This is a genomic window from Spirosoma sp. KNUC1025, from assembly GCF_045160025.1.
Taxonomy (GTDB): domain Bacteria; phylum Bacteroidota; class Bacteroidia; order Cytophagales; family Spirosomataceae; genus Spirosoma.
On record NZ_CP087139.1, the window covers coordinates 6108002 to 6134145 of the forward strand.

Annotated in this window: 18 protein-coding genes and 2 pseudogenes; 7 read left to right on the top strand and 13 right to left on the bottom strand. The window is 48.9% G+C overall.

Features of this window, described 5'->3' with window-relative positions:
* The first annotated feature begins 93 nt into the window (after positions 1 to 93).
* Positions 94 to 870 (top strand): type III pantothenate kinase, encoded by a 777-nt coding sequence (locus tag LN737_RS26750; RefSeq protein ID WP_405513668.1) that lies wholly within the window; start codon positions 94 to 96, stop codon positions 868 to 870.
* Between the two features lie 521 nt (positions 871 to 1391).
* Positions 1392 to 1913: a hypothetical protein gene (locus LN737_RS26755; protein ID WP_405513670.1), complete on the top strand. Its 522-nt coding sequence runs from the start codon at positions 1392 to 1394 to the stop codon at positions 1911 to 1913.
* On the opposite strand, the gene LN737_RS26760 is transcribed toward LN737_RS26755, so the two are convergent.
* The 8 genes and pseudogenes from LN737_RS26760 to LN737_RS26795 all read right to left on the bottom strand — a co-directional run bounded on the left by LN737_RS26760 (position 1910) and on the right by LN737_RS26795 (position 13142).
* The gene (locus LN737_RS26760) at positions 1910 to 2119 is read right to left on the bottom strand and encodes a ribbon-helix-helix domain-containing protein (protein ID WP_405513672.1); all 210 of its coding nucleotides are present in this window, start codon (positions 2117 to 2119) and stop codon (positions 1910 to 1912) included. The genes LN737_RS26755 and LN737_RS26760 overlap by 4 nt on opposite strands.
* A 103-nt stretch (positions 2120 to 2222) precedes the next feature.
* Positions 2223 to 3074, bottom strand: a pseudogene (locus tag LN737_RS26765) (SPFH domain-containing protein).
* 206 nt (positions 3075 to 3280) lie between these two features.
* Positions 3281 to 4242 (bottom strand): annotated as a pseudogene (locus LN737_RS26770) (SPFH domain-containing protein).
* Positions 4243 to 4333: 91 nt separating this feature from the next.
* Complete coding sequence (locus LN737_RS26775) at positions 4334 to 5545, bottom strand: MFS transporter (RefSeq protein ID WP_405513674.1); 1212 nt, start codon at positions 5543 to 5545, stop codon at positions 4334 to 4336.
* A gap of 278 nt (positions 5546 to 5823) precedes the next feature.
* Positions 5824 to 7578, bottom strand: coding sequence for a serine hydrolase (locus LN737_RS26780; RefSeq protein WP_405513675.1), 1755 nt, complete (start codon positions 7576 to 7578; stop codon positions 5824 to 5826).
* 144 nt (positions 7579 to 7722) lie between these two features.
* Complete coding sequence (gene polA / locus LN737_RS26785) at positions 7723 to 10794, bottom strand: DNA polymerase I (protein ID WP_405513677.1); 3072 nt, start codon at positions 10792 to 10794, stop codon at positions 7723 to 7725.
* 262 nt (positions 10795 to 11056) lie between these two features.
* A complete protein-coding gene (locus LN737_RS26790; RefSeq protein WP_405513679.1) occupies positions 11057 to 12085 on the bottom strand; it encodes a fasciclin domain-containing protein in 1029 nt (342 codons plus the stop codon).
* Positions 12086 to 12269: 184 nt separating this feature from the next.
* Entirely contained in the window at positions 12270 to 13142 is an 873-nt protein-coding gene (locus LN737_RS26795; protein ID WP_405513681.1) for a sterol desaturase family protein, read from the bottom strand.
* A 205-nt stretch (positions 13143 to 13347) separates the two neighbouring features.
* On the opposite strand from LN737_RS26795, the gene LN737_RS26800 reads away from it, so the two are divergent.
* On the top strand, positions 13348 to 13863 hold the full coding sequence (locus LN737_RS26800) for an acyl-CoA thioesterase (RefSeq protein ID WP_405513683.1): 516 nt from the start codon (positions 13348 to 13350) through the stop codon (positions 13861 to 13863).
* An 89-nt stretch (positions 13864 to 13952) separates the two neighbouring features.
* Here the strand turns inward: LN737_RS26800 and LN737_RS26805 are convergent, their stop codons facing one another.
* Both LN737_RS26805 and LN737_RS26810 read right to left on the bottom strand, forming a co-directional pair.
* Positions 13953 to 14441, bottom strand: coding sequence for a nuclear transport factor 2 family protein (locus tag LN737_RS26805; protein ID WP_405513685.1), 489 nt, complete (start codon positions 14439 to 14441; stop codon positions 13953 to 13955).
* Between the two features lie 77 nt (positions 14442 to 14518).
* Complete coding sequence (locus tag LN737_RS26810) at positions 14519 to 15028, bottom strand: hypothetical protein (RefSeq protein ID WP_405513687.1); 510 nt, start codon at positions 15026 to 15028, stop codon at positions 14519 to 14521.
* Between the two features lie 557 nt (positions 15029 to 15585).
* Between LN737_RS26810 and dnaE the strand changes: the two genes are divergently transcribed.
* From dnaE to trxA, 3 genes are all read left to right on the top strand, one after another.
* The gene (dnaE, locus tag LN737_RS26815) at positions 15586 to 19221 is read left to right on the top strand and encodes a DNA polymerase III subunit alpha (RefSeq protein WP_405513688.1); all 3636 of its coding nucleotides are present in this window, start codon (positions 15586 to 15588) and stop codon (positions 19219 to 19221) included.
* A gap of 43 nt (positions 19222 to 19264) precedes the next feature.
* A complete protein-coding gene (locus LN737_RS26820; protein ID WP_405513690.1) occupies positions 19265 to 19987 on the top strand; it encodes a hypothetical protein in 723 nt (240 codons plus the stop codon).
* Positions 19988 to 20116: 129 nt separating this feature from the next.
* On the top strand, positions 20117 to 20461 hold the full coding sequence (gene trxA, locus LN737_RS26825) for a thioredoxin (RefSeq protein ID WP_405513692.1): 345 nt from the start codon (positions 20117 to 20119) through the stop codon (positions 20459 to 20461).
* 93 nt (positions 20462 to 20554) lie between these two features.
* Here the strand turns inward: trxA and LN737_RS26830 are convergent, their stop codons facing one another.
* Positions 20555 to 22294, bottom strand: a complete 1740-nt coding sequence (locus tag LN737_RS26830) for a pyruvate dehydrogenase complex dihydrolipoamide acetyltransferase (RefSeq protein WP_405513693.1) — start codon at positions 22292 to 22294, stop codon at positions 20555 to 20557.
* A 118-nt stretch (positions 22295 to 22412) separates the two neighbouring features.
* Positions 22413 to 23624 (bottom strand): class I SAM-dependent rRNA methyltransferase, encoded by a 1212-nt coding sequence (locus tag LN737_RS26835; RefSeq protein ID WP_405513695.1) that lies wholly within the window; start codon positions 23622 to 23624, stop codon positions 22413 to 22415.
* 169 nt (positions 23625 to 23793) lie between these two features.
* Between LN737_RS26835 and LN737_RS26840 the strand changes: the two genes are divergently transcribed.
* On the top strand, positions 23794 to 24675 hold the full coding sequence (locus tag LN737_RS26840) for a sugar phosphate isomerase/epimerase (RefSeq protein ID WP_405513697.1): 882 nt from the start codon (positions 23794 to 23796) through the stop codon (positions 24673 to 24675).
* 89 nt (positions 24676 to 24764) lie between these two features.
* On the opposite strand, the gene fucP is transcribed toward LN737_RS26840, so the two are convergent.
* A complete protein-coding gene (gene fucP / locus LN737_RS26845) occupies positions 24765 to 26009 on the bottom strand; it encodes an L-fucose:H+ symporter permease (RefSeq protein WP_405513699.1) in 1245 nt (414 codons plus the stop codon).
* Positions 26010 to 26144 lie beyond the last annotated feature (135 nt).

Below are 26144 nucleotides of genomic sequence, written 5' to 3' on the forward strand. Positions count from 1 at the left end.
TAGACCGAATACAGTGAATGAGATGGTTCGTTTCGCGGGAATCTGCCATTTTTCTCCTTATTTCGCCCCGACAAACGTCTACATTTCGCTCCTGTGCAAATTATCGTTGATATTGGCAATACCGACGCCGTTTTCGGACTTTACGACCAAACTAGCTGGCAATACATATGGCGAACGGCCGCACAGCGTGAAGAAACAGCTGAATCCTATGAGCGACGCTTGCGCCTTTGGTTACTGGAAGCCAGTATCCCACTAAGTGCTGTAAAAACGACCGTTCTGAGCAGTGTTGTACCGGGACTGACGCCTACCATGCGTACGATGCTCACCGAACTTTTTGGCTTTGCACCCATAGTTGTCGGACCGGGTGTGTATCCACTTTTGCCTATTGAAATTATTCGGCCGCACGAGATTGGCGCCGATCTGGTTGCCAATGCACTGGCCGCTTACATACGTTATCAGCGCACCTGTGTGGTCGTGGATTTTGGTACTGCCCTAACGTTTACAACCGTATCGGGTGCCGGCAAAATGCTGGGAGTAGCCATTGCACCGGGTCTGAAAACGGCTATACGTTCCTTATTTGCTAATACGGCCCAACTTCCTGAAGTTCCGATTGAGGTTCCCGCTTCTGCCCTTGGTACGTCGACCACTCATGCCATTCAGGCGGGTGTGGTTTTGGGTTATGAAGGTTTGGTACGTTCGCTACTGACCCGCATTCAGTCAGAATTACAAGGCGATTGTATAGCTGTAGCTACGGGTGGGCTATCAGGACGAATTCCATCGTTACGCGATGCCTTCGTCGATATAGTCCCGTCGTTAACGCTGGAAGGGGTCCGATTGATTGGTGAGTTCGTGACAACCTCCGATTCGTAAGTTTACCGCTTAATTTCTGAAGAAAATAAAAGATACGCCCAACTTGGGCGTATCTTTTTGTATTATATCAATATAGCAAAATAAATTTCTATCTACTGAAGGCCGTATAATAAATCTTTATTCATTGCTTTTTTTCAATTAATAAACGAAAAATAGAATATTCTTTTTCTTTTCTTCTCTACGTTCTATCCTATCTACAGATAGTCAAAAAAAGATTTATAGGACGATTTTTCAGCTGAAAACTAGGCATTTGTCAATTCATTATCTTGCATTTCGGAACAGGACTATCTTAGTTATTAACTAAATCGGCCAGTCTACAGAATTATATATATCTCAACCTATTGTAAAAAATCATGAAAACGATTTACGTATCCTTACAAATAATTATATGCGTCTTTTTTTGTACTTTTCATAGCCAAGCAGCACGACAAAAAATAAGCTGGCACAACGGGCAGGTAACGTTCTGGAATAAGGATGTTTTAGCCGGTGAGGTATCATTCAACTGGCTGGCAGATATAGTCATGGTTCGTCAATCAAACGGGCGGTTGGCTACGTTTTCGGCAAATCAGGTGTCGACATTTGGGTGGTACGACGATACACAGCATAAACAGCGGGACTTCCAGTCTATCGAAGTTGGAGTGCCGGAAAACAGCAATCACGCTATGCGGGCATTTTATGAAGTATGTATGGATGGCTCCCTGACCGTAGTTCGTCGGTTAACACGTCCGCATGGATTGTTTAAACGAGCGTTTGGGCATCCAGCCAATTACGCGGATCAGGCAACAATGGCTCAAAATACGGATCACTTCGATTATTTCGTCCACGATGCGGGACACTTACTGCCATTGAGCCGTTTTTATACGGATGTGTATAACCCTCTTATGAACGCTTATGACCAGAAGTTGCAGGAGTTTGTAATCACACACAACATCAATACGCGTACCACCATTGGCCGTTTGATTCTGGTTGACCATTATAATTTTCTAGTGCAGCAAGATGCCCGTACTGCTTCAGCCAAGACGCAGAACAGTAAGCCAAACTAACAATCAGGCTCCGGGTTTTCAGGCAATGTGGACCGTTCTTCATCCGGAGCCGAGGAGCTATGCTTTCTACGTTTCCGTAGTGCATCATTGAGCAGGAACTCGATTTGGCCATTCACGCTCCGAAACTCCTCCTGTGCCCATCGTTCCAGTTCTTTCAGCGTTTCAGGCTGAATTCGAAGGACAAATGCTTTTTTTTCTGAAGCCATAAAAAAAGGGAGGAAGGGGAGTAAAGGGAAGAGAGGGAGGAAGTAAATAACTATAAATGTACGTGACCTTTCCTCTCTCTTCCCTTTACTCCCCTTCCTCCTTCTATGTATATAATGTTCCTGCATTAACAACCGGACTTACCGATTTTTCACCACATAAAACAACCAGCAGATTGCTGACCATGGCGGCTTTACGTTCTTCGTCGAGTTGTACTACGTCTTTTTCAGCCAGGCGGGCCAGCGCCATCTCGACCATACCCACGGCTCCTTCCACAATCTGCTTACGGGCCGAAACAACGGCCGTAGCCTGCTGACGCTGTAACATGGCCCCGGCAATTTCAGGAGCATAGGCAAGATGACTAATCCGGGCTTCCATGACACGCACACCGGCCTGACCGAGTCGAGCGTCAAGTTCCTGCTCCAGAAATGTGTTGATCTGGCCAGTATTGTCGCGCAACGTAACGACTTCGTGTTCATCTTCCATATTGTCGTAAGCGTGTGAGCTGGCCAGAAATCGTACGGCGGCTTCGGATTGAATCTGGACGAAGTTAGCGTAATTATCAACGTCGAAGAGGGCTCTGGCTGTATCGGCTACCTGCCAGACAACGACCGCTGCGATCTCAATGGGATTGCCCATCTTATCGTTTACTTTCAGTTGTTACCCGTTCAAGTTCCGGGCACGAAGGCTAACTCTTGTTTTGTTATAAAGCGGATTCACCCAGCGCAGTCCGGTTTCTTTGATCGTACCAACGTAGTCGCCAAAAAAAGTAGCGGCTATCCCTTCGTTCGGATATATAACGATGATTCCTTTTATGATAAAGAGGCCAGTCAGCCCCAGCAGAAACGGCAGAACGGGCGTATAGTACATCGCAAAAAGTGCAGCCAGCGCGAAACAAATAAGAGCGAGCAGTACAAACAGATAACCCGAAACGGATGTAAGCTTCTTTTCCTGCATTGTCGTGAGTGATTAAAAGATTGCTATCATAATGATATCACAATGATAGAACATTTATAAATGTTATCGACAAAAAATACAGGAATGGTTGACGGGACTGATAATATGGTACTTTGTCAGGCTAAAGCCCGGCAATTCTTAAAGTTAGCGTTGCAGTATCTGTATCAGATGCTGCAAAAAATCATTTACTAAATAGCGTGTAAACCTCAGGATTTGCGGGAACTTGGGGGCGTTGTAATGGTCGCTATTTCAGGAATAGTGCTCATTTTCTCAACGGCCAGTAATTGCTTCATGGTTTTATCCATGCCTTCAGTTGAGCCATCCAGGAAAATAACATTCCCCTTTCCGTTTTCCGCAAAATGCTTGATAGCTTCTGTCCAGATCGAAAACAGAATCAGCGACGCATCGAGCTTGGCTTCGTTCATCACTTTGGCCGACTCTGCCATCCCTCTGGCTACTTCTTCCCGGAACAACGCTACGCCCTGACCGCGCAACTGCGACGCTTTTTCTCGGCCTCCGCCGAAATCTGAATGGCGTTCCCTTCGGCCTCCGCGGCTTTAGTTTTTGTAATCAGCAACGCTTGTCCTTCGTTCTCGGCAGCAGCTCTGAGGTTTGAGGAAGCTACCACCTGCGCCATGGAGCGCATAATAACTTCATCGAAAGCAATATCGTTTAGTTGCAGGTCAGTAAGGTGATAACCCCAACTTTCGAGCAGCGTATCGAGCTGGGATTTTACGTGTTCGATGATTTCGGAACGTAGCGCCAGAATTTCGGATTGCCGTTTGGTCGCCACAAAACTCCGAATCGAGCCTTCGATGGTGCGGATCAACGCCTGCATAAACGACGCTTCGTCGATGAATTTGAACGCTACGTTTTTGATCGTTTCTTCCTGCTGATTCAGTACCGAATAAACCAGCATAGCCTTAAAATTTACATTGGCCTGATCGGCTGTAATTGCCTGAAACGCCAGCTCAACGGAACGGTTCTGGATTGAAATACGTCGGTAAATGACTTCGATAAAGGGAATCTTAAAATTCAGTCCCGGCCCCATCACGCGGGCATATTTGCCAAAAATGGTGATGACCGCTACGGTGCCCTGCTGCACAATAACGACGGAGAGATAGATGACGATAATCGCCAGGACAAAAACGATGGCTAGAAAATTCATGAAGGGTAAGGTGGTTAAAACAAAAAACGGATTCCGCAAGGTACGGAATCCGCTAATACACTAGTTGAATTTTTGTCTGACCGGTTTTGGCTTAATTTCCAGTTGCCAGTTCATAGGTGATGGCTTCTTCAGAATCTTCTTCGTGAACCGTGTCAGCCGCGTTTTTCTGCCTGAAATACACGACTACCGCCAACATAAATCCACTGAACGCCAGTAAAGCTCCTACCCATTCGGGCGAGGTATACCCAAGCCCGGCAGCAATTGGCAATCCACCCAGATAAGCACCCAGCGCATTGCCGATATTAAACCCAGCCTGACTAACCGATGAAGCCAGCATTTCGGAACCATTGGCGGCCCGAATCATCAGAATCTGGATGGGTGCGCCCAGCGAGAAAGCAATAGCGCCTGTAATAAACGTCATGACTAGAAGCGGGATCTTGAACGTAGCGACGAAATAAACACCCGTTAAGCTAACGACCATAAGCAACAGAAACAGAGCCGTTGCTTTGATGGGTGAGATCAGATCGGCTGTACGGCCCGAAATCAGATTTCCAACCGCCATTCCCAAGCCAGCCAGCACCAGAATCCAGGTGAGCTGATTGCTGCTAAACTGAGCCACTTCGGTCAGCAAAGGGGCGATGTAACTGAACCACGCAAACAGTCCCCCCGTACCGATAGCGGTTATACCCAGAATCAACCAGGGTTCAGCACGTGTAAACAATTTCAGATCTTTCCGGAGGTTAGACTCGCCTACTACCGGCATTACCGGAAGCATTTTTTGAATGGCAAGCATTGTGATTAACCCAACCGCGGCAATAAGCACAAAAGTGATGCGCCAGCTTAGGGTATGACCAATATAAGTGCCGAGCGGTACGCCGATGATGTTGGCAACAGTAAGCCCGGCAAACATCATCGAAATGGCCTGCGCTTCTTTTCCTTTACCGGCCAAACGACTGGCGACAACGGCCCCTACACCAAAAAATGCACCATGTGGCAAGCCCGATAGCAAGCGGGTGATCATCATGATTTCGTAATTGGGAGCGAATGCTGAGAGGACATTAAAACACGTAAACAGAGCCATCAGGCCCAGCAGAATCTTCTTAGGCGGATAGTTTCCGGCGATGCCGACTAGTAGCGGGGCGCCCAGCACAACGCCCAATGCATACGATGAGATTAAATGCCCGGCAACGGGGATCGAGATGTGTAACGTATTCGCAATATCAGGCAGTACGCCCATCATCACGAATTCGGTCATTCCGATTCCGAAGCCTCCTACGGCAAGAGGTAACAAACTTTTTTTCATCACAGCTTTTATTTTCTGACAGCGAATGGTTTACCGAACTTGGAAAACTCATAATAGCATCTCCAAAATGAGAACTATTCTACCAGTCAAATAAAAAAGTGCAAGTTTGTTCCCTTCTCTACGAATGTTCTAATTTATTAGTTAGCCGATACAATTAATCGGGTATTATTGACGAGCCGCATAGAGTAGTGCTGTCAGGTTCTTAAACCTGACAGAGCGAGGTTTCTCAAACCGACACCACTTTCAGAAGCCGACACCACAACTACTCGACAAAGCGGCTACTGGCTCTTCTGAACGCGCTTGCCGGGTATATCCTGCCCGTTCTGGTGCAAAACGAGCTGTTCCACCTCCCCCTGATCGTTATTTTTAAACGTAATCTGAGCATCAACCACTTTGAGGTAAAATTTGGTTTTCGTCTCGGCAAACAACTCAAATCGAGGTTGGCCGGTTGCCTGCCCATATAGTTGCTCTCCTTCGCGGGTTATGACAATGGCAAACGCAGGTGTTAACTGGTAATTGCCTACGTATGACTGTAACGTAGTAGTATCAACCGCAACCATCATGTCTTTAGGCGCTTCAACAGCTACACCCAGTTCTTTCAGTTTGGCAAAGCCGTTGACATTTTTCGGATTTAGCTCCACCGATTTTTTGTAATCCTGAATGGCTGCGGCTTTATTCCCCATTTTCATATAAGCTTCTCCACGACTGTCATATACGTTATAAGACGCCGGAAATGCCTCAGCATTAAGCGTGAACACCGTAAGTGCTTCATTTACCTTGCCGTCGCCCATGAGTTCATACCCCACGCTGTTCATTTCGTCTTCGTCAAGATTATACGCTTTGCCGCCCCGCCAGATCTTAAATTTTTGCCGTGTTTCCTCAGCGGATTCGGCTAGCAACGATTTCCGAACCAGTTCAGCAATCGATTTTTTTGACGCTTCGACCGGCTGGTTATACAGTATGTTCAGAATATTTTTCCGCATCGCTCCCAGCGGTGCACCACCCGTATTGTTTAGCAGAACGACCAGTCTCTTATCCTCGGGTATCCGGCTAATCAACGTATTGAATCCGTTGATTCCTCCGCTGTGCTCAATCAGCAGCAGGCTATCCTTCAGTTGCCCAACGGCGATGTTCGATACGTCCCATCCGTAGGCATAATGGTTCAAAAATGGCGTAAACATCTTCGCTTTCAACGTAGTGTCGGCCAATAGCTTATTCGTGTACAAAGCCTGATCCCAGCGGTGTAAATCCTCAACCGTTGAATACAGCGACCCGGCAGCGTACGGAATCGACATGTCCAGATACGGTGCGTTTACGTAGCCCTCACTACGTTTCTCATAGCCGGATGCCCGCTTGGCAAGAAGTGGTCCGGCCAAATCATAGCCAGTGTCGTTCATGTCTAAGGGCGTCAGAATATTTTCCTTCAGCACCTCAGCGTAGGGCTTGCCGGTAACTTTTTCAATAATCACCCCCAATAGAAAATAGCCGGAGTTATTGTACGAAAACTTGGAACCGGGCTCAAACTCCAGCGGCAAGCCGGAGAATTTCTTCACAAAGGCTTCCGGCGTGTATGGGTCACGACTCATCGTTTCAAAGAACTTCGGAAAGCCGGTATAGCTCGGGATTCCGGACGTATGCGTGAGCAGATGGTGAATGGTTATTTTACTTCCAGTCGCTTTGGGGTAATCTGGCAAATAGTCTGTGATCTTGCCAGTTAGCTTCAGTTTGCCCTGCTCTACCAATTGCATGATGAGCATGGATGTGAATTGCTTGGTAATTGAACCGAGCCGGAATTTGGTGCTTGCTGAATTCGGAATATTCCACTCCATATTGGCCATTCCGTAGCCTTTTTTCAGAATAACTTTCCCTTTATCGGCAACTAAAATTGCGCCATTAAACTGTCGATTCGCTACATATTGACGAACGAGGGCGTCAATCTTTTCGGCTTTGGTTTGGGCAAAAGCTGTAGTTGTTGTTAGCCAAAAAATAAAGGCGATTACATTAGTGAGACGGAGTGTAGCTATTAGTTGCATACAGAGAGGGAGTTAGGGCAAATACGTATGCAAGATATAATTTATGACGTAGTATAAAGATGACGATGCTACAGACAGGCGCCTACAAAAACGGCGTAGTCTCTGACTACGCCGAATAATGATACGTGCAAAAAGCGCCTGAAATCAGTGTGCCAGCAACCAGTTTTCGCCAACGCCAATGCCGGTTTCCATCTGTACGGCCATTGGAATTGCGTGTTTCATGATGTCGGCTACCCGAACACGAAGCAGGTCTATTTCATCGCGGTGCGCATCGAAAACCAGTTCGTCATGAACCGTCAGAATCATTTTCGATTTTAGCCGCTCCTGCAACATAAATTCGTGAATACGAATCATGGCGATTTTGAGCATATCGGCGGCACTCCCCTGAATCGGTGCGTTAACAGCGTTCCGTTCGGCAAACATCCGGTCGGTCTGGTTACGGGAGTTAATGTCGCGCAGATACCGACGGCGGCCCAGAATCGTTTCGGCATACCCAAACCCCCTTGCTTTTTCAATGCACTGGTCGATATACCCCTTAACAGCCGGGAACTCCGCAAAATAGTCATCGATGATCTGAGCGGCTTCTTTCCGTGGAATTTTCAGCCGCTGCGCCAGACCAAACGACGAAATTCCGTAGATGATACCAAAGTTGATCGTCTTGGCTTTCCGGCGCATATCGTTCGTCACCTCGCTGATTGGTACGTGAAATACCTTGCTGGCTGTTTGCGTGTGAATATCAACGCCATTGTTGAAAGCTTCCAGCATCGTCTGATCGCCACTGAAGGCGGCCATAATCCGGAGTTCGATCTGCGAATAGTCGGCCGACATGATCAGAAACTCAGGACCACGCGGTACGAACGCCTTGCGAATCTCCTGTCCGCGCGGGGTACGTATCGGGATGTTCTGCAGATTCGGATTTACCGACGAGAGCCGTCCGGTTGCCGCTACGGCCTGATTAAACGACGTATGAATCCGGCCGGTACGTTTACTGATCAGCGTCGGCAGTACATCAACGTACGTATTTTTGAGCTTGATTAACTCGCGGTAATCCAGAATCTTGCGGGCAATTTCATGTTCGGCCTCCAGTTTCGATAATATCTCTTCGCCGGTGGCATACTGGCCCGTTTTGGTCTTTTTCGCGTTCTTATCGAGCTTCAGTTTTTCAAACAGTACTTCACCCAGTTGTTTCGGTGAACCGATATTGAACGACTCACCGGCAATGTCGAAAATCTCCTGCTGTACCTGCCGCATATCGATCTCAAGCGTAGCCGAGAGTTCAGCCAGGGCGTTGGTGTCAAGGGCAACACCTTCCAGTTCGAGGTCCGTCAAAACCCGCACAAGAGGCATTTCAACCTGTTCAAATAACTTGTACAGACTATCTTTCTCCAGACGGGGGGCGAAGGTTTCTTTAAGCTGCAACGTAATGTCAGCATCTTCACCCGCGTACTCGACTATTTTCTGTACGTCGACATCCCGCATGGTCAGCTGCCCTTTTCCTTTTTTTCCAATCAGCGATTCAATCTCAACCGGGCTGTAGTTCAGATACGTCATGGCCATCATGTCCATATTGTGGCGCATTTCCGGCTCAATGAGGTAGTGCGCAATCATCGTATCAAACAACTTGCCCTGTACTTCCACGCCGTATTTTTTCAGCATCAGCAGATCGTATTTCAGGTTCTGCCCGATTTTGCTGATGGCCGCATTTTCAAAAACCGGCTTAAACTCATCGACAACGGCCTGCGCTTGGGCACGGTCGGCAGGAACCGGAACGTAGAAAGCCTCCCCTTTCCGGTAAGCAAACGACATCCCGACCAGATCGGCTTCAACCGGGTCAATGGCCGTCGTTTCGGAATCGAAACAGATGCTTTCCTGTAGGTTTAGATAATGAACCAGACTCGCCCGTAACTCAGGCGTATCAACCAACCGATAGTCGTGCTTAACGGACAGAATCGTTTTTCGACGCTCAGGCTGGTTTTCGTCAATTTCGTAATCGGGATAAACGTCCAGGTAAGCCGGCGCTTCCGGTTTCTCGGTCACTTCCGTACCCGGCTGGTCATCGGTCGTAATCGTATTCGTTACGTTGCTGGGTGTCGCTTCAGTCGCTGATGCTGCTGGTACCCGAACTGGCGTCGATTTTGTTTTTGCAGGCTTCGGTTTGGCCGGAGCTTCAGCAGTACCAAAATCAAAAGGCAGATCGTCGGCGCCTGATGGGTTGACAGCGCTCATGTTCGGAAACGGCATGAAGGCTGGCGCATTGCCGCCCGGCGAATCGAACAGGTTCATCTGACCGGATTCTGGTGCTTTGAACGCGGCTGGCAGAGGCTTTTCGTCGTAATCGGTCCCTAACAGGCGGGTTTTCATCTGCCGAAACTCCAGTTCGTCCAACAGCGCCGAAAGCCGGGGTTTGTCGTATTCGGTATGCCGCAGCATATTCTCATCAAATGGCACAGGTACGTCCAGATGAATCGTTGCCAATTGCTTCGAGAGTAATCCCTGCTGCGCAAAGTTGACGACATTTTCTTTGAGTTTTCCTTTCAGCTCGTCGGCACGGGCAATGAGGTTTTCAACGGATCCAAAATCGGCGATCAGTTTCTGTGCGGTTTTTTCGCCCACACCAGGAATACCCGGAATGTTATCCACCGAATCGCCCATCAGCCCAAGCATATCAGTCACCTGCTCGATACGTTCAATCTGCCAGCGTTCCAGAATTTCGTTTACGCCCAGCTTTTCGGCAGGTTTACCCATAAACGCAGGCTTGTAGATATGAACGTGTTCTTCAACCAGTTGCCCGTAGTCTTTGTCGGGCGTCATCATATACACCTCAAAATCAGCGAGTGCAGCTTTTTTCGCAATCGTACCAATGATGTCGTCGGCCTCATACCCGTCCAGAATCAGAATGGGAATATGCATAGCTTCCACAATCTTTTTGATATAGGGCACAGCTACGCTTATATCCTCGGGCTGCGACTGCCGGGTGGCTTTGTACATCGGAAACTGCTCGTGGCGGAATGTCTTCTTGGCCGAGTCGAATGCCACACCGATGTGGGTAGGTTTTTCTTTCGTCAACACCTCAATCATGGCATTCATGAAGCCGAATACAGCGGAGGTATTGATCCCGCGCGATGAAATGCGGGGCGCTTTACTAAAAGCAAAATGAGCGCGGTAAACGAGTGCCAGCGCATCTAACAGAAAAAGTTTTTTTTGTGGTTTAGCCATTCGATAAAGTCACATATCAAGGTCCCAAAGGTCGAAAGTCTTGCGGACAATCACGTAGTTTGATCCCGACAAATTGCGAACGAATACAGGGTTTCTCCTCTATAAACAGAACAGGCAGAATAGGGTTTTGATTCCGCCTGAATCAGTTGATAGCCCATAAAAAAGAGTCTGTTCAGTAGTACTATCTCCTCAGTCAGCCTCAAAAAAAACAGCCCGAAAGTTTCGAACTTTCGGGCTGTTGGAATACTCATTAAACTATCTACTACGGCAATAAAAGCCTGTCTATTATCTGAATTACGCCATTACTGGCGGTAACGTCTGGCCCGATAATGTTCGAAGCCGTGCCACCATTGCTTTTGCCCGTAACCGTTGTCGCCGTTGTACTTGTACCTACCGTAATCGTCCCGCCCTGCAACGTAGTGAGGCTCGATCCGTTTGTCAGAATGGGTGTATAGGCGCGGTTGTTGTTCAAAACATGGTAACTTAATACGGCCGCCAACGTAGCAACAGGTGCCTTGGCAATAGCGGTTGAATCGAAGCCAGATGCCTTGAAGGCGTTATCAGTTGGCGCAAAAACCGTTAAGGGGCCTGTGGCAGTCAATGCGCTGCTTATACCCGTACCGACCTTGGCGACAGCCTGTTGCAGCAATTTAAACGAAACGCCTGCCGTGGGAGCCAGCAACGCATAAATTGTCGGGATTTGCGAAATCGTAGTCGGAATATCGCCATAAACGGGTGGCAGCAGGATGCGGTCAATTGGGTAAATGATGCCATTACTGGCTTGCGTACCGTTTTCCAGAACATGCGCCCCGTTGACGGATACCGTTGTTGTCGACCCGGCCGAAGTGGTTACCGCTACCGGTTTGGAGAAGTAAACGGAACCCAACGGGAACTGGGTTTGCTGAGGTGAATTTATGGCCGAGGGAATCGCTGATGATTCCAGTTTGGTCCCGAGTACGTGGTATTGCATCACCGATTTCACCAGTTCAGCGGGGGCTAAGCCAATAACGGCTTCACTGGAAAGGCCAAATGCTTTGAACGCATCGTCCGTTGGGGCGAGTAGCGTATACGTACCGGCCGAACCCAGCGTAACGTCCAGGCCCGATTTGGCAAGGGCAGCTTTCAGTAAGGTAAACTTGGAGTTCGTGTTAATCTGCTCCGTAATGGTCTGGACCGTTGGCGGAGCGGAATCTTCTTTCTTACAGGCAGTGAATGCTAATGTCAGGGCTGTGAAAAGAATGGCGACGGCGCCCCACTTCTGCCCGTTACCCAGGCTGTGTGTGAATAACATGATTGAGTTAAGTTAGGAGAGAATGAAATGATTTACTGCTAAAACGAGGCTAAAATTATTTTGTTGCCAAATATCAGCAGTAAGGTTCAGTAAACAATTAATCACATTTAAATAAGTGACTAACAGTCAGCCTGTCCTTCTCGCGCCCAACAGGCGACATCCTCACTATTTCAACTATGCTTCTTCACATCTGCTGCGATACTTTTTCCGGCCTGTCTTTCTCGCCTATAGGGGCCCGGTACCGCTGGAAGGGTATTTTCAGCAGATTGCCGATACGCGAATGTTCGGTCGGGTCCGGGTGCGTGTCGATCCCATAGTGTAGGTCTTTGCCAGCCATTTCGTGATACGTACCGAACAGTCGATCCCAGTAGGGAAAGATGTTGCCGTAATTGGTATTTGTAACAGGCAGGACGTAGTGATGATGCACATGGTGCATGTTTGGCGTTACGATAAACAAACCCAGCAGCCGATCAGCCCAGCGCGGCAACTCAATGTTGGCATGGTTAAACTGCGACAGCATAACCGACAAGGCCTGGTACATAAAAACCAGCCACATGGGCGCACCCATACAGAGCACAGCCAACGTAGTAAAAACGAACCGGATAACGCTTTCGCCGGGATGATGCCGGTTAGCCGTTGTTGTATCGACATACGCATCGCTGTGGTGAATCAGGTGAAATCGCCACAAAAATTTATTCTTGTGCTGCACCCAATGCGGCAACCAGGCCCCAATCAGATCCATGCCCAGCAAGCCTGTCAGAACTTCAGTCCACAACGGCCACTGAATCCACTGTAGTAAGCCAACCTGATGCTGTACGGCCCAGTCGCTAGTGCGAAGCAGAATAAAAGCCAGCGCAAAATTGACGACGATTGTGGTCAGCGTAAAGAATAGATTGATGCCTGCGTGATGGATTTTTCGATAGCCAAGCGTACGGCGGGCAAAATCAAACAGCGGAACGGCGCTTTCGATCAGCCAGAACAACGTAATGCCACCCACCAGAATCAGACTTCGGTGCAACGACGGAATGTGCTCGAAATAGTCAACCAGACGCTCCATAGCTTCTATCCTATTCTTTATGGTTATCAGACAAATTTAAAACGAAATAACAAGCAGAATAGATCAACTTAACTTGTTCGGAGTAAACTTTGTCCTGTGCTGAACGCATCGATGTGATGGTGAGTTAGCCGCTCCGTCATTTTTTGCAACCTGTTTACGTACCAACGTATTGTTTTACTAGCTGATTAACTGATATCTATACCCTATGCCGCAACCCAAATACGCCCGTGAATCCATGACGGTGATGACCGAAATGGTACTCCCCAACGACACCAATACACTGAACAACCTGATGGGTGGGCGGCTGCTGCACTTTATGGACATTGCGGCTGCCATTGCCGCGCAAAAACACTCTAACCGGATTGTAGTAACGGCCTCTGTCGATAACGTATCCTTTTCCGAACCCATCCGGCTTGGCAACATCGTGACCATGAAAGCGCAGGTAACCCGGGCCTTTAGCTCGTCGATGGAAGTGTTTATCGAAGTATGGGCCGAGGATATTCCGGCGGGCATCCGGGTCAGTACCAACAGTGCCTTTTACACCTTCGTAGCCGTCGACCAGAGTGGTCGCCCAATTGAAGTACCCGCCGTCATTGCGGAAACAGACGCCGAAAAAGAACGGTACGAGAGCGCGTTACGTCGGCGGCAGCTCCGCCTGGTACTGGCTGGCCGCATGAATGCACAGGACGCTACGGAGTTGAGGGAGTATTTGAAAGTTTAGGGGAGGAGGAGGGGGAGTAAAGGGACGAGAGGAAAAACTTTATGCTCATTCTCCCTCTCGTCCCTTTACTCCCCCTCCTCCTTCTGTCCCTATTTTGCCAAACGTATCGATTGCCAGGCTACCATTTGCCACTGACTACCATTGCGCACATATACGTCGGTGTACTTTACGTGGGTATTGATGGTCTCGCCGTTGTTCATGGCTTTGATCATACAGGTTCCGTTGATAACAGCCGTATTGCCATAAACCCGCACCTTTTGTTCCTCAATAGAAATGGCGTCGTATTTCGATTTGCCCTCCCGAATCGATTGAATGTACGATTGCTTATTATCGGTATTGGCGTTCGAGTGCGTGTAAATCAGATCATCAGCGAGAACGCGGTCCAGCACAGCGTAATCTTTCTTTATCTGTGCGTCAAAACGTTGTTTTTCAACGGCCAGAACGGCCTTTTCGTCGACCGATAAAGAAGCCATTCGCTCGGGCGTAGACACTATTGCTCCCGCCGATGGCGAGGTTGGCGCCTGAGCACGAACGAGTTGAAACGTAACAAGCAGACAAACGGTTAGCAGACTTTTCATATCTGGAATTCAATAAATGATCACAGCCAAAAGAATCAGTTTCCGTCAATCTACCGGTGTTCGTCTGTGTGGTGTACCTACTGCTTCGTCCCTAAAATCTCGTAGGTTTGCTTATACTGCGCTCCGTTACGCAATGCATTGGCAACGGATGCGTACGTAAACTGCTTGGTGTTGGGATCAAAAACACCCGATGCCGTATAATCGGAGGTCACCGGGTTGCCGATGGGAATGCTATCCGTGTTTTTGTCGATCACTGTATAATTCACACCGTCCAGTTCGGCTGTCACCTTCAGCGTCCGATCTCCGTTGATATCGCCGGTAGTTACCAGCTCAATGTAAATCTCTTTCGGATTTGATCCTTTCGTAACGTTTATTCTAGCGGTGCCTGATCTAGGCTCCCCAAATATGTCGGCAACAATGTAAATGGTATTCCGATACGTACCCGCATAAGTGCCCACGTACTGATCGCGGGGGTCAATTTCGGGGTCAGACCCGCCCGACTTTTTGCAGGCCGTCGTTAACGAACTTACAGCAAGAGCGATGATAAACAGATTCCGGAACGTCCGGACGGCGTACGATATAGCCATAGGTTAGTTTAGTCGATGGTTGACATTGTCAAATCATCTATCAAACGCCCCGCACGGTTTATTCAATATATATTGATTTAAAAAGTAGCTGCTGGCGCTCTAAATGACACCTAACACATTCTGCACTTTCGTCATTAATGCCAATTAATATTTTACCTTACAAATGGAAAACAAAATTTATAAAATAATAATTAGAATTTTAGAAAATTATATTCTGACTATCTAAAGGAATGCGTATTTTTCTAAGCCGGTTCTATTTATTTGCGTTGAGTAAGCATTGCTTTCTGCAAACAACGTCAGGTAAAATCTTTTATCTGAACACAATAGACTCCTTGAATCGTCGAGATTTCATACATGTAGCGGGTAAGGGAGCGAGTACACTTGTGCCGACACATTCGTCGGCGAATCACTTTCAGCATCAGGCTTTTATCAAATAATCGTCTAAATTCCCTCCTATTACCACCTGTGTACCCTCAGGATTTCCTATTTTTACCAAAGGAACACAATCCCGAAAATCAGGAAAATCTTATAAATCCTGGTTCAGACAGTTCATACGTATGCAATTCTCACACCTCCACTGCCATACCCAGTACTCGCTGCTTGATGGGCAAGCTGATATCAAAAAGCTGATTAAGAAGGCAAAAAGCGATAACATGCCTGCTGTGGCCATTACCGACCACGGCAATATGTTTGGCGTATTTGAGTTTGTGGCCGAAGCCAGTAAACAGGGCATCAAACCCATTGTAGGTTGTGAGTTTTACGTAGTGGACGACCATACCCGGAAACAGTTCACGAAAGAGCAAAAGGACATTCGATATCATCAGTTGCTGCTCGCCAAGAACCCGCAGGGCTACAAAAACCTGGCGAAACTCTGCTCACTAGGGTATATGGAAGGGCTGTACGGCAAGTATCCGCGCGTAACGAAGGAGCTGATCGATAAATACAAAGAAGGGCTGATTGCAACGACCTGCTGCATTGGCGCCATTGTCCCCAAAACGATTCTGAAAAAAGGCGAAGAAGCCGCCGAAGTTGAATTCAAATGGTGGCTCGACCGCTTCGGGGAGGATTATTACGTTGAATTACAACGCCATGAAATCCCCGACCAGATCAAAGCCAATGAGGTGCTGGTTAAGTTTGCCCGCAAATACAACGTCAAGATCATTGCCTCGAATGATTCGCACTACGTCGACCGCGACGACTGGGTAGCCCACGACATTCTGCTCTGCGTGAACACGGGCGAGAAACAGAGCACTCCGTCGATGAAGGAATTCAATGACGAAGAGGCCATGCCTAAAAACACGCGCTTTGCCTTTTTCAGCGATCAGTTCTACTTCAAGAACACGCAGGAAATGAGCACGTTGTTTCATGATCTGCCCGAAGCAATCGACAACACCAATGAGATTGTCGATAAGGTAGAGGTGCTGAAACTAAAGCGCGATATTTTACTGCCGAACTTCCCGATTCCACAGGAATTCCAGATACATGCCGACGACGTACTGAACCAGTGGGAGTACCTTAAGCACCTGACCTTTACGGGAGCTAAAGAACGCTGGGGCGAAATTGACCAGAAAGCTCAGGAACGCCTTGACTTTGAGCTGTTTACCATCAGAACGATGGGCTTTGCGGGTTACTTTCTCATTGTGGCCGACTTCATCAAAGCGGGTCGTGACCTCGGCGTAATGGTCGGGCCTGGCCGGGGAAGTGCCGCCGGGAGTGCGGTGGCCTATTGCATCGGCATTACCAACATCGACCCCATCAAGTACGATTTGCTGTTCGAACGGTTCCTGAACCCCGACCGGAAGTCGATGCCCGATATCGATACCGATTTTGACGATGAAGGTCGTCAGCGGGTAATCGATTACGTAGTCGACAAATACGGCAAACAGCAGGTGGCGGCTATTGTTACGTACGGTACGATGGCGGCCAAATCGGCAATTAAAGACGTTAGCCGGGTCATGGACCTGCCGCTGGCCGATGCCAATGCGCTGGCGAAACTCGTCCCCGACAAGCCAACGTACAACATGACCCTCCGGCGGATTTTTGAAGATCCGATCGATGGACCGGGAGGACTGGCTGGCGTCATTCAACCCGACGAGGTTGAGAATGTAAAGCGGATGCGGGCGCTCGAATCCGGCGATCAGTCGGTAGGCCGAACCATGAAGCTGATCGATACTGAAAAGGTGCAGAACGTGCTTCAGCAGGCGCGTCGGCTGGAAGGTACGGTACGGAACACAGGTGTCCATGCGGCCGGTATTATTATTGCGCCCGACGACCTGTCGAACATTGTGCCGGTTTCTACGTCGAAAGATACCAACCTGATTATCACCCAGTACGAAGGAAAAGTCATTGAAGACGCGGGTGTAATCAAGATGGACTTTCTGGGGCTGCGCAACCTGACCATCATTAAGGAATGCCTGCGACTCATCAAGCAAAACCACGGTGGCCTGTTCGTCAATGGCGTTGAAACGGGCATTGACGATATTCCGCTGGATGATCCCAAAGCGTACGAACTGTTCCAGCGGGGCGAGACCAACGCTATCTTCCAGTTCGAATCCGACGGCATGAAAAAGCACATGAAGGACCTTAAGCCTGACCGCTTCGAAGACCTCATTGCCATGAACGCCCTTTACCGACCGGGCCCAATTGCCTACATTCCGAATTATATTGCCCGTAAACACGGCCGGGAAGAAGTCAAATACGACCTTCCTGAAATGGAAGAATATCTGGCTGATACTTACGGCATTACAGTGTACCAGGAGCAGTTGATGCTGCTGTCGCAGAAGCTCGGCAATTTCACCAAAGGCGACGCCGACGTACTGCGGAAGGCGATGGGGAAAAAGCAGAAAGATGTACTCGACAAAATGAAGGGGAAATTCATGGATGGCTGTGCCGCCAATGGACTGAACCTGAAAATCTGCGAGAAAGTATGGACCGACTGGGAAGCATTTGCGTCCTACGCCTTCAACAAGTCGCACTCAACCTGTTACGCCTTCGTCGCGTATCAGACGGCTTACTTAAAGACCTATTATAAGTCCGAATACATGGCAGCCGTTTTGACGAGCTGCTTAGGGAACATCGAAAAAATTACGTTCTTCCTTGAAGAGTGTAAAAACATCGGCATTCCCGTACTTGGGCCGGATGTAAACGAATCGGAGCGCGTATTCGGCGTAAATGCAAAAGGTGAAATCCGATTCGGGCTGGGTGGCATCAAAGGCGCAGGCGACGCGGCTGTGGAAGCTATTATTGAGGAACGCATGGCGGGCGGGCCATTCAAGGATGTTTTTGACTTTGCCATTCGGGTTAACCTGCGGACCGTCAACAAAAAAACGTGGGAATCGCTGGCCTACGCGGGCGCTTTTGACAGCATCGACGAATACCACCGGGCGCAATATTTTGAAATGGCCGAGGGCGATACGTCACCATTTCTGGATAAGGTTATCCGGTATGCCAACAATTACCACGCCGAGAAGGCAGCGGCACAACAATCCCTGTTTGGGTCGCTAACGGGTGGAGAGCCAATGATTGCCCGCCCCAGAGCGCCTATTGTGCCGGAGTGGAATCAGATCGAAAAGCTCAAGTTTGAAAAAGACGTAGTAGGTTTCTACATCACCGGGCACCCGCTCGACGAATTCAAGCTTGAACTGGATGGGTTCTGTAACTGTACGTTAGACAAGATTTTCGAGGTTAAATCACCTGAAATCAAGGTGGCTGGGATTGTCTCGTCAATGCAGACGAAAATCGCCAAAAACGGAAACCCGTTCTGTATTTTCAAGATCGAAGATTATAGTACGGCTATTGAACTGGCCCTTTTTGGCGACGACTACGTTCGGCTCGGTCAGTATATCGATGTGGGCCGCTTCCTGCACATAACGGGTAAAACACAAAACCGCTGGAATTCCGATCAGCTTGAGTTTAAACCCACAACGATTCGGCTACTGACGGAAATGCGCGAGAAATTCTGTAAAGAAATCCGGGTATCGCTCACGCTGGATGCGCTGAATGCTCAACTGGTTTCACAGATCAACGACCTTGTTGCTGCGCACCCCGGCACCTGTACCCTGTCGCTGAACGTAGTGGACCCGATTGAACGAATTGAAGTCAGTTTACAGTCGCGCACGTTAAAAGTGTTTCCGGCCAATACGTTCCTGCGGGCACTTGAAGCAATAGACGGCGTAACATGCAAGGTGGCGTAATTTGCACATCACCGTCTTAATGCAGAACTTAGTTCCCTCATAAATGCTATCACAGGGTTATGAACAACGATCTTATCGACCTGAACGATTACCACAAGCAGCAGAGCAAACGCCTGGAGAAGGAAGTCTCCGAGCAGCCCTTGCTCTCACCAGAGGAGTCCATGAAACAGCTACAGCGATTGGCTACCAAGAGCCGCAAACCAGCGACGAACGCTGGGAATTATACCAAATAATTCGCCCACAGGAAACGGTTGCTCTCAAAAATTGGGCTGACACTTCGAACCTCTGGTTAAACGAAGCAGATTTCACCAAGAACTGGTTTTCTTTTGGTGAAATAGAAGGCGGAGAACACCAACTGTATCAGCAGAACGGCTACTTTATCAAGCGTAACAATCTGCTTTACCATACAAACTGGCTGGAGTATTTCCACCGCCTGGTACTCCATAACTGGCTCTTTCCTGAAACAGCCGTTCATTTTGAAGGGCTTATGCTGGTTGGTGATGAGCTACAGCCTGTCATCAGGCAAAAAGCCTTGCTTGCCATTCGGGGCGCCGACCGCAAGGAAGTTGAGACAGAAATGGCTAAACGTGGATTCTATCGCCGAAAAGCCGATAATTATTACAATCCTGATCTGGGTATTCTGGTAGAGGACCTGCACGACGAAAACGTGCTGGTCAGCCCACGAGGCAGCCTGCTTATTTTCGATCCCGTTATTTATCTGGCAAAACCAGAAATGGGGTTACCTACGCCACCCGGATTCTATTGAGTCAATTTGTAATTATTCGTTTAGACAATAGACGGCGTAACATGCAAGGTGGCGTAAGATTCGGAACTAAACGTGCTGAAAACGGTTTATGTGCATGAAACAAGTTCAACAAATAAACTCATTTCAGTCATGGCAGCAGGATCACATGCCGTAGAAGCGACCGACGCGAACTTCAACGATCTTATAAATTCAGACAAACCCGTTTTAGTAGATTTCTGGGCCGAATGGTGCGGTCCCTGTAAGATGATCGGCCCTGTTGTCGAACAACTTGCCGGCGAGTACGAAGGCAAAGCCGTAGTCGCTAAAATGGATGTCGACCAACATTCACAAGTGCCAGCGAAATTTGGTATCCGCAGCATTCCAACCCTGATGATTTTCAAAAAAGGCCAACTGGTTGATAAAGTTATCGGTGCTGTCCCAAGAAACGTACTGGAGCAAAAATTACAAGCCGCTCTGGAACCAGCAACGGTATAGTTTTTTAGAGGAGAAACGGGAAGAGGGGAAAGAAAGGGAGGATGGATAAAACCACTTACTCCCTTTCTTTCCCCTCTTCCCGTTTCTCCTTTTTTATACCAACATCCGCATCGGATCTTCGAGCAGTTGCTTAACCGTTTGCAAGAATGCAGCTCCGGTTGCGCCATCCACAACGCGGTGGTCGCAGGAGAGCGTCACTTTCATAACGTTCGTTGGTTTCGCTACGTCGCCTTCAAACTTCACACTCTGCTTGATCGTACCGATAGCCAGAATACACGAATCCGGCGGATTGATGATGGCCGTAAACTCATCGATGCCGAACATACCGAGGTTCGAGATCGAGAACGTACTGCCTTCCCAATCTTTCGGCTGAAGCTTCTTCTCTTTCGCTTTGCCTGCCAGATCTTTCACTTCGCCCGAAATCGTCGAGAGCGTTTTCTGATCGGCGTTACGGATTACCGGCACCAACAACCCTTCGTCGACGGCAACCGCTACGCCAATATTGACGTATTTATACTTCCGAATTTTATCGCCCAGCCACGACGAATTAACGTTTGGATGCTGTTTGAGCGCCAAGGCAGCCGCTTTGATCACGAAATCGTTGAACGATACTTTAACGGGGCTAACCGCATTGACCGTACCGCGTAATTCCATCGCCTTGTCCATCGTAATTTCCATGGTCAGGTAGAAGTGCGGAGCGGTAAACAGACTCTCGCTCAACCGACGGGCAATGGTTTTGCGCATCTGGCTGACCGGAATATCTTCATATTCGCCGGCCGGTACGGGCACCGATGGAGCGGCCGCCGGAGCAGGCGCAGCAGCGGGTGTCGGGGCGGGTTGAGCGGCCGGTTGCGGTGCTGCAGGTTTCGCGGCCGGAGCGGCTCCGGGCACAAACGACTCTACGTCACTCTTCACAATACGACCTTCGGGACCGCTGCCTTTAACCTGAGCCAGATTAATGCCTTTATCTTCCGCAATGCGTTTTGCCAGGGGTGATGCCTTTAGCCGTCCATTCGATTCAGACACATCACCTGCGCCACCACCGTACGACAGATCCGTATCGGCATCGGCAGGTACATCGGCTTGCGGGTTTTGCTGAGCAGTAGTGCTGCCCCCTTCGCCCGTGGCCGCCTGATTGCCCGATGCCGGAGCCCCTGAGCCACCGTCAAGCAAAACCTTGAAGTTTGCACCTTTCTCGCCAACAACAGCAATGATGTCATCAACAGCGACTGACGACCCTTCTTTTGCGCCGATATAAAGCAATGTACCTTCTTCGTAGGCTTCCAGGTCCATCGTGGCTTTGTCGGTTTCAACCTCAGCCAGTACGTCGCCCGATTTTACCGTATCGCCTTCTTTTTTATGCCACGCCACAATGGTCCCTTCGGTCATGGTGTCGCTCATTTTTGGCATCCGGATAATCGATGCGTTTACCTGCTCAGCTGGGGCCGCAGAAATTGCTTTCTGATCCGGCAACTTTGTGGCTACTTCGCCACTTGCGCTATTGGCCGGGGCAGGAGCAGGCTCTGGTTTAGGCGCAGGAGGAGCCTCCTGGCTTCCGCCACTAGACCCATTAAGCAGGGCCTTATAATCTTCTCCGTCGGCACCAATGATGGCCAGTACGCCATCTACCGGCACAGATGCACCTTTTTCGACACCAATGTACAGCAGTGTACCTTCTTCGTACGACTCAAGGTCCATGGTTGCTTTATCGGTTTCGACTTCGGCCAGTACATCGCCGGATTTTACTTTGTCGCCCACTTTTTTGTGCCACTCCGCAATGACGCCTTCGGTCATGGTGTCGCTCATCTTGGGCATTCGAATTAATTCAGCCATAGTAGCTATATAGGTAATCGAGTTATACGAAAAGAATGGCCGGGACGCCGGTTGTGACCCAAAATTAGCGGAAACCTAGTAAGGTTGTATATATATGGTAAGGGAAAAAAGGCATCCCCTACTCTACCCATAATACCAATCCTTTCAGATAGCCTCCTTCCGGATGAAATAAACTAACCGGATGATCAGCAGGTTGGCTCAAATGATGCAGTACCCGAACCTGCCGCCCGGCTTCAATGGCAGCCGCCACAATGGTGTTGTAAAATAATTCCCGGTCTACTACCTGTGAACACGAGAACGTAAATAAAATTCCGCCTTTGGCTACCCGGCGAAATCCTTCCGCGTTCAGCCGCTTATAGCCCTGCACGGCCCGGTGACGGGCTGACAAACTTTTGGCAAAAGCCGGTGGGTCGAGCACCACTACATCGTACTGATGATCGTGAGCCTTAAGGTAATGCATTACGTCATCGGCAAACGATTCGTGCCGCTCTTCCTGTTCGCCGAAATTGGCTTTTATGTTCTGATTGGTGAGGTCAATCGCTTTCTGCGATACATCGACGGAGTGAACTGAACTGGCTCCGGCTTTAAGGGCATAGACCGAAAAACCACCTGAATAGCAAAACGCATTCAGCACCTTTTTACCCTGAGCAAACAGCCCCAGCAAAGCCCGGTTATCACGTTGATCCAGAAAAAACCCTGTTTTCTGCCCGGTTATCCAGTCGACCAGAAAGGTGTTGCCGTTTTCCTGCACAGGATGCGGTACGGGCGTCCGGCCGAACAGATAACCGTTCGTTACGGTAGCGCCATATTCGTCGGGCAGTGTATCCGCGCTTTTGTCGTAAACAGCCTTTAGTTCGTCACCGAAAACGGCTTTCAGCGCTTCTGTTATCAGATCCCGCTCACGGTGCATACCAATGGAATGGGCCTGTACTACCGCTACGCCGTTATATATATCCACAATCAAGCCCGTGCAGCCATCGCCCTCACCATGAACAAGCCGATAGCAGTCTGTCGGTCCGGCGCTCTGGCCGTTGGTTATAATAGCCTGTCGAATCGCACGAATCCGCGACAGTTTCTGCGTCCAATACGGTAAATCAGGCGTAACAGGGCCACCCGCCGTTGCTCCGAATGAGAAAATACGTACTGCAATGCTACCATCGTGGTAATGCCCGGTAGCGAGGTAATTCTTTTTACTGTCAAACACTTCTACTACGTCGCCATCGTTCAGGTCGCCTTCGTACCGACTGATAGCCCGCGAGAAAACCCAGGGGTGAAACCGCCGAACCGCTTCGTCGCGGCCGGATTGCAGATATAATTTGGAAAACGTCATTTGCAAAGATAAGGAGAAAGGAGGAAGGGGATGAAAGGGAGAAGGTCATGAAGGGAGCACTCTACTTTTTATACGGGTTCACATCGCATTCTTTCTATCCTTTTTCCCTTCCTCCTTTCTCCCTTTACTTTCTATCTTTACGTTTTCAATCCGTAAATTTTTTCAATCCATGAAACGACGGGATTTCCTGACACAGTCCGGCCTTGTAGCTGCCGGTACACTTGCCCTTGCCCAAACCAGTTCTCTGGCCAATGTACTGCTGAATGCTCCGGCTAAAAAAATTAATCCGTTTGGTGTTCAGCTCTACAGCGTTCGCGACGTACTGCCCAAAGATCCTAAAGGTGTTATGACCCAGTTAGCTCAGATGGGCTACACACAGTTTGAAAGTTTCGCTGGACAGCAGGGTTTTCTGTGGGGCATGGCTCCCAAAGAAATCAAATCGTTTCTGGATGGACTGGGCGTGAAGATGGTAAGTACGCATTTTAATTACCGGGGCCAGGCCGATAAGCCCGACGAACTAAAGAAGAGCATCGAAATGGCGCACGACGCTGGCCTGACGTATCTTCTCTGCCCATTCATTGGTCCGCAAAAAACCTGGGATGAATGGAAGAAAATTGCCGATCAGTTTAATACGGTAGGTGAAGAGGCAAACAAAGCAGGGCTGAAATTCGGGTACCATAACCACAATTATTCCTTCATGCCTCTCGATGGCAAGCTACCGCAGGAATTTCTGCTGGAAAACACCGACCCGAAAAATGTAATGTTTGAGTTGGATTTGTGCTGGATCGACGTAGCAGGGGTAGATACCGAATCGCACCTGAAAAAATACGGCAAGCGCTACGAACTCTGCCATATTAAGGATTACAAGAAAGAAAATGGCAAGCCCGTTCAGAATGACCTTGGTAAAGGAAGCGTCGATTTCAAAAAGACTCTGAATGCGGCCATGAAAAGCGGCATCAAATACTACCTCGTGGAGCAGGAAGAATATCCTGAGTCCTCGCTGGCTAGTCTGAAAAATGATGCCGAGTACATGAAGAAGTTGGAAGTCTAACTGGTCAGTAGTCATTCGCTTCGCTGTCATTGGTCACTGGATATTGGATATGACCAATGCCAAATGACAGCGAAGCGAATGACCAATGCTTATTCTACTTTATAGAATTTTGCCCCGAACAGGAAAATGACGGTATAGCAGATAATCGGCAAATAGTACGCATTAGCTACGTCGTGTTCGGCAGCCATCCCCATCAGAAACGGGAAAACCGCCCCACCCGCTACCCCCATCGAAATAAACGATGACGCTTGCTGCGTATGCGCTCCCAGGTTTTTTAGCCCCAAGCTAAAAATCGTCGGAAACATAATGCTGAAGAAGAAATTGAGCATCAGCAACGCAATAAACGAAGGCCAGCCGAAGCTTTGCGTAATAATAAGACACATCAGTATATTGCCCGCAGCAAAGGCAGCCAGCAAGGTGTGTGGGGCAATAAATCGCATCAGGAACGTACCAACAAACCGACCGGCCAGCATAAGCCCCATAAACAGCACCATGTAATTGCCCGCAGTTGCGTCGGAAAATCCCATTTTCTCGTGGCCGTAATTAATGAAAAAGGCCCACGTACCGCCCTGCGCGGCCACATTAAAAAACTGAGCAATCACGGCCCAAACAAAATGCTTATGGGCGACAAGGGGTTTCCCCGGCTCGGTATCAACATTCTCGGCTTCAGGATCGACTACTGTATGCGGATCGTTCAGAGCAGGCACTTTTACGAATGAAAACAGGATGGCTATCGTCGCGATAACCCCACCAATGGCGATGTATAATGTCTTCACCGAAGTCAGGTCTGTGCTTCCTTCGGTATTGTTACGTAGTAGAAAATAAGATCCGATAGCCGGGCCAATGATAGCGCCTAACGCGTTGAAAGCCTGTGCGAAATTAATACGCTGGTCGCTGGTACGCTGATCGCCCAGCGAAGCCACAAAGGGGTGGGCTACGGTTTCGAGGGTGGAAAGGCCACACCCTAATATGAACAGGGCAATCCCGAAATACGTAAAGGAAACGGCCGCAGCGGCTGGTACAAACAAAAACGCTCCAGTGGCAAACAGCGAAAGCCCCAATAGCACGCCATTTTTATACCCAAACCGCTTCATAAACAGGCCAGCGGGTATACCCATCACGAAATAGGCACCGAAAATAGCAAACTGGACAAAGGCAGACTGTGTTTTGGTGAGGCTTAACACATGCTGAAAGTGTTTATTCAGCACATCGCCCATGGTGATTGCGACCCCCCAAAACATGAAGAGCGATGTAACAAAGACCAGGGTGACCAGGTATTTGCTTTCGGTAAAAGCGGCTGGTTTCGATTTGCCCGCTACGGTTGTTGCCTGCATAAAAATGGTTAATTAAGTCGCCGGAATCGAGCATGATCGGTTTCCGCCAGATTATTTCGATTGTCTACGAGTAATAAGTCGTTTCATTGGCCAAAATACCCTTTTGGCGCCAATTCACCCAGATCAGCTTCAGGA

Bases quoted from the DNA above. Each gene is read 5' to 3' on its own strand.
- LN737_RS26755 (WP_405513670.1), top strand. From the start codon at position 1,392: ATGGTTCGTCAATCAAACGGGCGGTTGGCTACGTTTTCGGCAAATCAG.
- LN737_RS26760 (WP_405513672.1), bottom strand. From the start codon at position 2,119: ATGGCTTCAGAAAAAAAAGCATTTGTCCTTCGAATTCAGCCTGAAACG.
- LN737_RS26775 (WP_405513674.1), bottom strand. From the start codon at position 5,545: ATGAAAAAAAGTTTGTTACCTCTTGCCGTAGGAGGCTTCGGAATCGGA.
- LN737_RS26780 (WP_405513675.1), bottom strand. From the start codon at position 7,578: ATGCAACTAATAGCTACACTCCGTCTCACTAATGTAATCGCCTTTATT.
- polA (WP_405513677.1), bottom strand. From the start codon at position 10,794: ATGGCTAAACCACAAAAAAAACTTTTTCTGTTAGATGCGCTGGCACTC.
- LN737_RS26790 (WP_405513679.1), bottom strand. From the start codon at position 12,085: ATGTTATTCACACACAGCCTGGGTAACGGGCAGAAGTGGGGCGCCGTC.
- LN737_RS26795 (WP_405513681.1), bottom strand. From the start codon at position 13,142: ATGGAGCGTCTGGTTGACTATTTCGAGCACATTCCGTCGTTGCACCGA.
- LN737_RS26800 (WP_405513683.1), top strand. From the start codon at position 13,348: ATGCCGCAACCCAAATACGCCCGTGAATCCATGACGGTGATGACCGAA.
- LN737_RS26805 (WP_405513685.1), bottom strand. From the start codon at position 14,441: ATGAAAAGTCTGCTAACCGTTTGTCTGCTTGTTACGTTTCAACTCGTT.
- LN737_RS26810 (WP_405513687.1), bottom strand. From the start codon at position 15,028: ATGGCTATATCGTACGCCGTCCGGACGTTCCGGAATCTGTTTATCATC.
- dnaE (WP_405513688.1), top strand. From the start codon at position 15,586: ATGCAATTCTCACACCTCCACTGCCATACCCAGTACTCGCTGCTTGAT.
- LN737_RS26820 (WP_405513690.1), top strand. From the start codon at position 19,265: ATGCTATCACAGGGTTATGAACAACGATCTTATCGACCTGAACGATTA.
- trxA (WP_405513692.1), top strand. From the start codon at position 20,117: ATGGCAGCAGGATCACATGCCGTAGAAGCGACCGACGCGAACTTCAAC.
- LN737_RS26830 (WP_405513693.1), bottom strand. From the start codon at position 22,294: ATGGCTGAATTAATTCGAATGCCCAAGATGAGCGACACCATGACCGAA.
- LN737_RS26835 (WP_405513695.1), bottom strand. From the start codon at position 23,624: ATGACGTTTTCCAAATTATATCTGCAATCCGGCCGCGACGAAGCGGTT.
- LN737_RS26840 (WP_405513697.1), top strand. From the start codon at position 23,794: ATGAAACGACGGGATTTCCTGACACAGTCCGGCCTTGTAGCTGCCGGT.
- fucP (WP_405513699.1), bottom strand. From the start codon at position 26,009: ATGCAGGCAACAACCGTAGCGGGCAAATCGAAACCAGCCGCTTTTACC.